We start from the raw sequence: 9,464 nt of genomic DNA, 5'->3' as shown, positions 1-9,464 counted from the left end.
GAGCAAGCTCCCTCGCCACAAGAGCGATCAGTGTTTGGCTTCGAACGCCGAAAGATTCAACGGCCGCACCGCGCCCATCCAGATCGCATGATCGGTGTGATCGGCCAGATCATCACCGGTGTCCGGGTGCAGGAATATCACCAGCCCGTTGCGATTGAGCGCCAGCCACGGCAGCACCACGCCGATGTACTGCGGATCGAATGCCAGCTGGCAGCTCCAGTCCGGGTGCGGGCCGACCGGCCGTTGGTGCACCCGGCCCATCTTCAGCGCAAACAGCTGCGCCGCTTGCTCGCACAAGGCCCGCGCCTGATCGATGGTGCCGGCGTCGAAATAGACATGGGCGTGATAGCCCTTGATCCGTTGCATTTGTCACTCCTCCAAAGGCCAGCCGAACCCTCGCGGTTAACCACGGGTCAGAGCCTTTACACGCGGGAAAAAAGGAATACCAGCCATGAGAAACGCCGAAACCCCGGTCATCAAAGTGGTGCTCTATGGTGCCATGAGCAGCCTCGGCAGTGCGTTGATGGCTGAGCTGTTGAGACGCCAGCACGAAGTCATCACCATCCTCGACGATCTTACGGCCTTGGCGCCGCGCCCGGGCCTGCGGACCAAGACCGGCGACCTCTTCGACCCCGAACGGGTCAAGCAGAGCGTCGCCGGCGCCACGGCGGTGGTGTGCCTGTTGAACGCGCCGGGGCTGCCGATGAACAGCGAGCAAGTGGAGCGTACGCTCATCCCCGGCCCGGTGGAGCAGGTCCTGGCCGTGGATGCGCTGATTGCGGGCATGCAGGCGGTCAGTATCCCCCGGCTGTTCCTGGTGGGCGATTTCGCTGTCCTTGATGAGCAAGACATCGACGATGACTTGCAGCGCCATGCCGCCGAGGAAATCCTCGACGCCCTGAAAAACAGTGCCTTGCAGTGGACCCTGGTCAATGCGCCCTATGCCGCGCCGGGTTTGAGCATTGAACATTTCAGCCAGGTCAGCACGAGCCTGGAGTCCGGAATGGCCGAGTCCCTGGAGCGCCTCAACCGGGTGGCGGCGGGCATTGTTGACGAGCTGCGCTTGAACCTGCATGTGGGCGAGCAGGTGAATTTCGTAGCCGCTCTCTAGAGGCTTACCCATTTCGTGGCGAGGGAGCTTGCTCCCGCTGGGCGGCGCAGCGGTCCCCGGAATTGCCAGGTTGATGGAGTACGAGCGTCAAACCGCAATCGACGGCAACGGCAACCCCGTTAGCGACTCGGCACTGTTGGCCTGTTCTTCCATCAGCCAATCCACGAACAACTTGATCAGCACACCCCGCCGCTTGCGTTGGGGCAGGACCACGTAATATCCCAAGCGGGACAGTACCGTCTCGGCGATTGGGCGACACAGCAGCCCTTGCGCCAGCAGGTTATCCACAAGGTGCCGCCAACCGATGGCGACACCCTGGCCGCCAATCGCCGCCTGGATGAGTAGCGTGTAGTTGTCGAAGCGCAGTTGGCCCGGCGCCGGTGGCGAGGTGATGCCTAGCTCGCGAAATACGCCGCTCCATTCGAACCAGGCGCTGGTGTTGCCGCCGCGCAAATGCAGCAGCGGGAATTCCGCGAGGGCGTGGGCGGGTAGGGGCGGGGGACGATCCTTGAGCAGGAGAGGGCTGCATACGGGAAAGACTTCTTCGCTGAAAAGCCAACGACTTTCACCTTGCTTGAAGCGACCGTCGCCAAAAAGCACCGCAACGTCGATATCGGTGCGCAGCATGTTGTGGTTGCGCTCGCTGGTTACAAGGCTCACATCCACCTGCGGATTTGCCGCGTGGAACCGATGCAGTCGCGGCATCAGCCAATAGGCGGCGAAAGCGAAATCCGTCGCGACTTGCAGCACTTCATGCTGGTGTTGGGCCGTAATCGCGTTCAGCCCCGCATCGATGCTCTGCAAGCCGGCCTGGACCTGCTCGAACAGGATCGAGCCGGCCTCGGTCAGTTCGATGCCCCGATAGATACGATCAAACAGGCGTGTGCCCAATTGCTCCTCCAGCCGCTTGATCTGCTGGCTGATGGCCGGCTGGGTCGTGCCCAGTTCAATCGCAGCCGCAGTAAAACTCTGCTGGCGAGCCGCTGATTCGAAGGCACGGAACAGATCCAGGGACAGGTCACCCAAGGCGTCATACATAAGCTCAGCTTATCCTAGTCATTATCCTGCATGGGCTTTACCCCAAATAGCATGGGCTACATGCTCATTCGCAGCACTATCGCATAACCGTCCACTATGGAATGCCGCGAATACATGAAGCGCAAGAACATTCTTTTCATCATGGCCGATCAGATGGCCGCGCCAATGTTGCCGATCTACGGTCCGTCGCCCATCAAGCTGCCCAACCTGTCCCGGCTGGCCGACCAGGGCGTGGTATTTGACGCCGCGTACTGCAACAGCCCGCTCTGCGCGCCGTCACGCTTTACGCTGGTGAGCGGTCAGTTGCCGAGCAAGATCGGCGCCTATGACAACGCGGCGGATTTTCCGGCGGACGTCCCGACTTATGCCCATTACCTGCGCCGTCTCGGCTATCGCACGGCGTTGTCCGGCAAGATGCATTTTTGCGGGCCTGACCAGCTGCATGGCTACGAAGAGCGGCTGACCAGCGACATCTATCCGGCGGACTACGGCTGGGCGGTGAACTGGGACGAGCCGGACGTACGGCCCAGCTGGTATCACAACATGTCGTCGGTGTTGCAGGCCGGACCGTGCGTGCGCACCAATCAGCTGGATTTTGATGAAGAGGTGGTGTTCAAGGCCCAGCAGTACCTGTTCGACCACATCCGTGAGGACGGCGACCAGCCGTTTTGCCTCACCGTATCCATGACCCACCCACACGATCCGTACACGATTCCCAAGGCGTTCTGGGACCTGTATGACGACAGCGACATCCCGCTGCCCTACACCCCGGACCAGACTGAACTTGATCCACATTCCCAGCGCCTGTTGAAGGTCTACGACCTGTGGGGCAAGCCACTGCCTGTGGATAAGATCCGTGACGCTCGCCGCGCTTACTTCGGCGCGTGCAGCTACATCGACAGCAATGTCGGCAAGTTGCTGCAGACGTTGGAAGACACCGGGTTGCTCGACGACACCATCATCGTGTTCTCTGGCGATCACGGAGACATGCTCGGCGAAAAAGGCCTCTGGTACAAAATGCACTGGTACGAAATGGCCGCCCGCGTGCCGCTGCTGATCAGCGCTCCAGGCCAGTTTGCCAGCGCCCGCGTCAGCGCAGCGGTGTCCACCGCCGACCTGCTGCCGACTCTGGTCGAATTGGCCGGCGGCACGCTGGAGCCAGGCTTGCCGTTGGATGGCCGTTCGCTGGTTCCGCATCTGCAAGGACAGGGCGGGCATGATGAAGTCTTCGGTGAGTACATGGCCGAAGGCACCGTCAGCCCGTTGATGATGATCCGTCGCGGCCCGTGGAAATTCATCTACAGCGAAGATGATCCGTGCCTGTTGTTCGACCTGCGCAATGATCCCCAGGAAGTGGCAAATCTCGGTCGTTCCCCGGAGCATCAGGCGTTGTTCAACGATTTTCTCGCCGAAGCGCGAGCCAAATGGGATATTCCAACCATTCATCAACAGGTGCTCGCCAGCCAGCGACGCCGTCGTTTCGTTGCCCAGGCGCTGACCCTCGGCAAACTCAAGAGCTGGGACCACCAGCCGCTGGTCGATGCCAGCCAGCAATACATGCGCAACCACATCGACCTCGACGATCTGGAGCGCAAGGCCCGTTATCCACAACCCTGCCAATAGATCAATAACGTAAGGGGAAGCGCATGCAAAAGTTATCCACAGTACTGACCGCCGGGCTGTTGGCGTTGAGCAGTGTTTCGGCATGGGCCGAGCAGAGTTGCGAAACCGTGAAGATGGCCGACCCGGGCTGGAGCGATATCGCCGCGACCAACGCCATTACCGGTTTCCTGCTTGAGGGCATGGGATACAAGGCCAAGATCGACACCTTGGCGGTCCCGATCACGTTTGGCGGCCTGAAGGATGGCCAGGTTGATGTTTTCCTGGGTAACTGGATGCCGGCGCAACAGGGGTTCTATGACAAGTTCGTCGCCAACGGCGATGTCACGCAGCTGGCGAAGAACCTCGACGGCACCGAATTCACCCTGGCGGTGCCGGACTATGTCTGGGATGCCGGTGTGCATAACTTTGCCGACCTGAACAAGTTCGCCGACAAGTTCGACAAGAAGATCTACGGCATCGGTTCCGGCGCCCCGGCGAACCTTTCGCTGAAAGAAATCATCAAGACCAACGATTTCGGCATGGGCGAATGGAAACTGGTGGAGTCCAGCGAGCAGGCAATGTTGGCGGAAGTCTCCCGGGCGGTGAAAAAACAGAAGTTCGTGACGTTCCTCGGCTGGACCCCGCACCCGATGAACGTGCAGTTGAAGATGCATTACCTCAAGGGCGGCGAGAAGTACTTCGGCGATACCGGTAGCGTGTATACGCTGACGCGCAAAGGTTATGCACAGGCCTGCCCGAACGTCGGCAAGCTGCTGACCAACCTGAGCTTCACCCAGGAAATGGAAAACAGCATCATGGCCGAAGTAGTGAACAAGAAGGTCAGCAACGCCGAAGCCGCCAAGGCCTGGATCAAGGCCAACCCGGCGGTGCTGGACAAATGGCTCGACGGCGTGAAGACCGTGGATGGCAAGGACGCGCTGGCGGCGGTCAAAGCCAAGCTCTGACAGCAGCGCCGGGCTCCTGTGGCGAGGGAGCTTGCTCCCGCTGGAGCGCGCAGCTCTGCCAAAACCGGTCACGCAGATCCATCTGACACTGCGCTTTCAGGTTTCGGGGCTGCTTCGCAACCCAGCGGGAGCAAGCTCCCTCGCCACGTTGGTTCACCTGATATTCTTCTGCAAAACCCCATCTTTGAGGCTCCATGGCAATCCCCACACGCCATTCGCTGTTTCCGTTCCTCAGCTGGCTGCCCCGGCAGACCCGCGCCAGCGTCGGCCGTGACCTGATCGTCGGCCTCAGCGGCGCGATTCTCGCGTTACCGCAGTCCATTGCCTACGCCCTGATTGCCGGCCTGCCGCCGGAGTACGGGTTATACGCGGCAATCGTGCCGGTGCTGATCGCCTGTCTGTGGGGCTCGTCGTGGCATCTGATCTGCGGTCCTACGGCGGCAATCTCCATTGTCCTCTACGCCACTGTCAGTCCTCTGGCTGTGCCGGCGACTCAGGACTACATCACTTTGATCCTGCTGCTGACGGTGCTGGCAGGTATTTTCCAGTGGTTGCTCGGGCTGTTGCGTTTCGGTGCGCTGGTCAATTTCGTCTCCCACTCGGTGGTGCTGGGTTTCACCTTGGGCGCAGCGGTGGTCATTGCCCTCGGGCAATTGCCGAACCTGCTGGGCCTGGACCTGCCGAACGAAGCCACGGCATTGAAGAGTTTGCTTATGCTTGCCAGCCATATCGGGGCTGTGGATAAACCTTCGCTGCTGCTGGGTTTGGGGACGCTGGCGGTGGGGATTGTCCTCAAACGTTTGCTGCCGCGCTGGCCAACCTTATTGATTACGCTGGCCCTTGGCAGCCTGTTGGTCTGGGCGTGGCCCGCGATGTTCGGGCATGTGGCGTTGGTCAGCGCCTTTGTCGGACGCCTGCCGCCGTTCACGCCGCTGTCGCTGGACCTTGAGTTGATCCTGAGGCTGCTGCCCGGTGCCGTTGCGGTGGGCATGCTCGGGCTGGTGACCAGCCTGTCCATCGCCCGCTCGCTGTCGGTCCGTTCCGGGCAACTGCTCGATGCGAATCAGGAAGTCAGGGCGCAAGGGCTTTCCAATATCGTTGGAGGTTTTTTCGCCGGATCGCTGTCAGCCGGCTCCTTTACCCGTTCCGGTCTCAGCTATGAAGCGGGTGCCTGTTCGCCCTTGGCCGGAGTGTTCTCGGCGTTGTGGGTGGCGCTGTTCGCGGTGGCCGGCGCGACACTGATCGCGCACATTCCCATTCCCGCCATGGCCGGCAGTATTCTGCTGATCGCCTGGGGCCTGGTGGACCATCGGGGTATCCGGGCGCTGTACCGCGTGAGTCGTTCCGAATTCCTGGTCATGGGTCTGACCTGCCTGGCCACGCTGCTGCTGGAATTACAAACGGCTATCTACGCTGGCGTGTTGGCTTCGCTGTTTTTCTATCTCAAGCGCACTTCGCAACCGCGGGTGCAGCATTTCCGGGAAGGTGAGGCGGACGTCTTGCGGGTGGGCGGCTCGATCTTTTTCGGCGCCAGCCATTATCTGCAAGTGCGCCTGCAACGCATGCCCGCCCAGCAGGTGATCATCGATGCCCAGCAGATCAACTTCATCGATTACTCCGGCGTCGAAATGCTCCATCAGGAAGCCCGGCGCCTGCGCGGCCAAGGGCGCAGCCTGACCTTGCGCGGGGCAAGGCCACCGGTGGTGGAGGAATTGTTGAAGCTGGAAGGACCGGAGAAATGCCCGATCCTCTTCAGGGATTGACCGCAGCGAGCTGACGGCGCAACTCCGCCAGTACCGGGGCGGTGTCCGGACGTACGCCACGCCACAGGAAAAACGCTTCGCCCGCCTGTTCCGCGAGCATGCCCAGGCCATCCATTACCACCGCTGCGCCGTGTTTTTCGGCCCAGCGGCAGAACGACGTCGGCTCCTTGCCATACATCATGTCGTAGCAGAACGTCTTGCCTGGCTCGATCAGACTTGCGGCGATCGGCGGTACATCGCCTGACAGGCTGGCGGATGTGGCATTGATGATCAGGTCCACCGGCTCACGCAACCAATCGAAACCGCTGGCCGAGACCGGGCCCAGGTCGGCGAACAGCTCAGCCAGCAATTCAGCTTTTTCCACCGTGCGATTGGCAATGATCAGCGACGACGGCGCTTCCGCCAGCAGCGGCTCCAAAGCGCCCCGTACCGCGCCGCCGGCGCCCAGCAGCAGGATGCGCTTGCCCTTGAGGCTGAACCCGGCGTTGACGGTCAGGTCGCGAACGAGTCCGGCGCCGTCGGTGTTGTCACCCAGCAGGCGGCCGTCGGCCTGTTTGCTCAAGGTGTTGACCGCCCCGGCCCGTTGCGCCCGTTCGGTCAGGCTGTCAGCCAGGCGAAAGGCGTCTTCCTTGAACGGCACGGTGACATTTGCCCCACGCCCCTCACGGAAAAATTCCCGGACGCAAGCGGCGAAATCCTCCAGCGGCGCCAGCAGCGTGGTGTAGTCCAACGCTTGCCCGGTCTGCTCGGCAAACAGGCGATGGATCAACGGCGACTTGCTGTGGCCGATCGGGTTCCCCATTACAACGTAGCGATCCATGGATCTTTTCCCCATTCAGGCCGTAGCCAGCCAATCGCGATCCTGCAGGAAATAATCGGTCAGCCGCGCTTCTTCGCTGCCCGGCTCGGCTTTCCAGTCGTAGCTCCAGCGGACCTGCGGCGGCAGTGACATCAGGATCGACTCGGTACGCCCGCCCGATTGCAAGCCGAACAGGGTGCCACGGTCATAGACCAGGTTGAACTCCACGTAGCGGCCACGGCGGAACTCTTGGAATTGCCGCTGCCTGGCGGTAAAAGGGTCGTGCTTGCGGCGCCGCACGATAGGCAGGTAGGCATCGATGTAGGCGTCGCCGATGGCACGCATGAAGGCGAAGCTGGTGTCGAAATCCCACTCGTTCAGGTCATCGAAAAACAGGCCGCCGATGCCGCGCGGCTCGTTGCGATGCTTGATGTGGAAATAGCTGTCGCACCAGGCCTTGTAGCGCGAATAGACCTCCGGGCCGAACGGCTCGCAGGCTTGCTGGGCGACGCGGTGCCAATGCACGCAATCTTCTTCCACGCCGTAGTAAGGGGTCAGGTCGAAACCGCCGCCAAACCACCAGACCGGCTCTTCGCCTTCTTTTTCGGCGATGAAAAAGCGTACGTTGGCGTGGGAGGTAGGCACGTGTGGATTGTGCGGGTGGATTACCAGCGACACGCCCAGGGCCTCGAAGCCGCGCCCGGCCAGCTCCGGCCGGTGGGCGCTGGCCGAGGGTGGGAGACCGCTGCCAAAGACGTGGGAAAAGTTGACGCCGCCCTTCTCGATGACCGTGCCGTTTTCGATCACTCGGGTGCGCCCGCCACCGCCGGCAGGCCGGGTCCAGGCGTCCTCGACGAAGCGAGTGCCACCGTCCTCAGTTTCCAGAGCGGCGCAGATGCGGTCTTGCAGGTCGAGCAGATAGGCTTTCACGGCCTCGGTGCGAGTAGTCATGACATCACCTTGATCAGGGCTACGCTGCGCGGCGTACACAGACCGCCGGCAAAATGGGCGCACAGGATACCACTGCACCCGCCCACACCACAGTTGACGAAGATCAAGCTTAGGAGTCCGATAGCAAGTTTGGTGGGAAGTCCCACGATAAGGAGAGAACGTAGATGGCCAAACGTATCCAGTTCAGCGCCCACGGCGGCCCGGACGTGCTTGAGTACGTCGAATACCAGCCGGCCGAGCCCGGTCCGCAGCAGGTTCGCGTCAGCAACAAGGCGATCGGCCTGAACTTCATCGACACCTATTATCGCAGCGGGCTTTACCCGCCACCGGCGCTGCCTTCGGGACTCGGTGCCGAGGGTGCCGGCGTGGTCGAGGCCGTCGGCGCCGACGTCACGCGCTTCAAGGTCGGTGACCGCGTGGCCTATGGCAGCGGTCCGCTGGGGGCCTACAGTGACGTGCATGTGTTGCCCGAGGCCAATCTGGTCCACTTGCCCGAATCCATCAGTTTCGAACAGGCCGCCGGGGTGATGCTCAAGGGCCTGACCGTGCAATACCTGCTGCGCCAGACCTACGAGCTCAAGGGCGGCGAAACCATCCTGTTCCATGCCGCCGCCGGTGGCGTGGGCTCGCTGGCCTGCCAATGGGCCAAGGCCCTGGGCGTTAAGCTGATCGGCACCGTCAGTTCGGCGGAAAAAGCCGCTATCGCAAAATCCCACGGCGCCTGGGAAGTGATCGACTACAGCAAGGAAAACGTCGTACAGCGTGTGTTGGAATTGACTGACGGCAAGAAGGTCCCGGTGGTGTACGACGGCGTCGGCAAGGACACCTGGCTGACCTCCCTGGATTGCACGGCTCCCCGTGGCCTGGTGGTGAGCTTCGGCAATGCCTCCGGTGCGGTGGATGGCGTCAACCTGGGGATTCTTTCGGCCAAGGGCTCGCTGTACGTCACCCGCCCGACTCTGGCGACCTACGCCAACAACGCGGAAAACCTCCAGCACATGGCCGATGAGCTCTTCGCCATGATCGCCGGCGGCAAGCTTACCGTGGATATCAACCAGCGATTCCCGCTGGCTGAGGCGGCCAAGGCGCATACCGAGTTGTCGGCGCGGCGCACGACGGGGTCGACCATTCTCCTGCCTTGATCTAGAGGTCGCTAAAGAACCTGTGGGAGCGAGCCTGCTCGCGAAAGCGGTCTATCAGCCAACATTGATGCTGGCTGACTTGACGCCTTCGCG

General features: G+C 61.7%; 9 protein-coding genes. 5 read left to right on the top strand and 4 right to left on the bottom strand.

Translation table 11 applies throughout. The annotated features are described in order from the left end of the window. Positions 1 to 27: 27 nt before the first annotated feature. Positions 28 to 366: a DOPA 4,5-dioxygenase family protein gene (locus ACE04F_RS09520; RefSeq protein ID WP_486106179.1), complete on the bottom strand. Its 339-nt coding sequence runs from the start codon at positions 364 to 366 to the stop codon at positions 28 to 30. A gap of 85 nt (positions 367 to 451) precedes the next feature. Between ACE04F_RS09520 and ACE04F_RS09515 the strand changes: the two genes are divergently transcribed. Then, positions 452 to 1,111: an NAD(P)-dependent oxidoreductase gene (locus ACE04F_RS09515; protein WP_486106177.1), complete on the top strand. Its 660-nt coding sequence runs from the start codon at positions 452 to 454 to the stop codon at positions 1,109 to 1,111. An 87-nt stretch (positions 1,112 to 1,198) separates the two neighbouring features. Here ACE04F_RS09515 and ACE04F_RS09510 read toward each other — a convergent pair whose 3' ends face one another. After that, complete coding sequence (locus ACE04F_RS09510) at positions 1,199 to 2,149, bottom strand: choline sulfate utilization transcriptional regulator (protein ID WP_486106175.1); 951 nt, start codon at positions 2,147 to 2,149, stop codon at positions 1,199 to 1,201. A 114-nt stretch (positions 2,150 to 2,263) separates the two neighbouring features. Between ACE04F_RS09510 and betC the strand changes: the two genes are divergently transcribed. From betC to ACE04F_RS09495, 3 genes are all read left to right on the top strand, one after another. Further along, positions 2,264 to 3,772: a choline-sulfatase gene (gene betC / locus ACE04F_RS09505; protein WP_486106173.1), complete on the top strand. Its 1,509-nt coding sequence runs from the start codon at positions 2,264 to 2,266 to the stop codon at positions 3,770 to 3,772. A 23-nt stretch (positions 3,773 to 3,795) separates the two neighbouring features. Further along, positions 3,796 to 4,716 (top strand): choline ABC transporter substrate-binding protein, encoded by a 921-nt coding sequence (choX, locus tag ACE04F_RS09500; protein WP_458128857.1) that lies wholly within the window; start codon positions 3,796 to 3,798, stop codon positions 4,714 to 4,716. Positions 4,717 to 4,910: 194 nt separating this feature from the next. Next, positions 4,911 to 6,479, top strand: a complete 1,569-nt coding sequence (locus ACE04F_RS09495; protein WP_486106171.1) for a SulP family inorganic anion transporter — start codon at positions 4,911 to 4,913, stop codon at positions 6,477 to 6,479. Here the strand turns inward: ACE04F_RS09495 and aroE are convergent. Both aroE and hemF read right to left on the bottom strand, forming a co-directional pair. Continuing rightward, positions 6,469 to 7,299 (bottom strand): shikimate dehydrogenase, encoded by an 831-nt coding sequence (gene aroE / locus ACE04F_RS09490; protein ID WP_486106169.1) that lies wholly within the window; start codon positions 7,297 to 7,299, stop codon positions 6,469 to 6,471. The genes ACE04F_RS09495 and aroE overlap by 11 nt on opposite strands. A gap of 15 nt (positions 7,300 to 7,314) precedes the next feature. Further along, entirely contained in the window at positions 7,315 to 8,229 is a 915-nt protein-coding gene (hemF, locus tag ACE04F_RS09485; RefSeq protein ID WP_486106167.1) for an oxygen-dependent coproporphyrinogen oxidase, read from the bottom strand. A gap of 164 nt (positions 8,230 to 8,393) precedes the next feature. On the opposite strand from hemF, the gene ACE04F_RS09480 reads away from it, so the two are divergent. Further along, a complete protein-coding gene (locus ACE04F_RS09480; RefSeq protein WP_486106165.1) occupies positions 8,394 to 9,371 on the top strand; it encodes an NADPH:quinone reductase in 978 nt (325 codons plus the stop codon). Positions 9,372 to 9,464: the final 93 nt, after the last annotated feature.

The sequence above is a fragment of the Pseudomonas sp. AGC41 genome (assembly GCF_057334555.1).
Note: the sequence above shows the minus strand (reverse complement) of the source record. Positions and strands in the feature narration are given on the sequence as shown.

Coding starts and splice junctions, on each gene's coding strand:
- ACE04F_RS09480 (WP_486106165.1), top strand. CDS start 8,394: ATGGCCAAACGTATCCAGTTCAGCGCCCACGGCGGCCCGGACGTGCTT.
- aroE (WP_486106169.1), bottom strand. CDS start 7,299: ATGGATCGCTACGTTGTAATGGGGAACCCGATCGGCCACAGCAAGTCG.
- ACE04F_RS09520 (WP_486106179.1), bottom strand. CDS start 366: ATGCAACGGATCAAGGGCTATCACGCCCATGTCTATTTCGACGCCGGC.
- choX (WP_458128857.1), top strand. CDS start 3,796: ATGCAAAAGTTATCCACAGTACTGACCGCCGGGCTGTTGGCGTTGAGC.
- ACE04F_RS09495 (WP_486106171.1), top strand. CDS start 4,911: ATGGCAATCCCCACACGCCATTCGCTGTTTCCGTTCCTCAGCTGGCTG.
- betC (WP_486106173.1), top strand. CDS start 2,264: ATGAAGCGCAAGAACATTCTTTTCATCATGGCCGATCAGATGGCCGCG.
- hemF (WP_486106167.1), bottom strand. CDS start 8,229: ATGACTACTCGCACCGAGGCCGTGAAAGCCTATCTGCTCGACCTGCAA.
- ACE04F_RS09510 (WP_486106175.1), bottom strand. CDS start 2,149: ATGTATGACGCCTTGGGTGACCTGTCCCTGGATCTGTTCCGTGCCTTC.
- ACE04F_RS09515 (WP_486106177.1), top strand. CDS start 452: ATGAGAAACGCCGAAACCCCGGTCATCAAAGTGGTGCTCTATGGTGCC.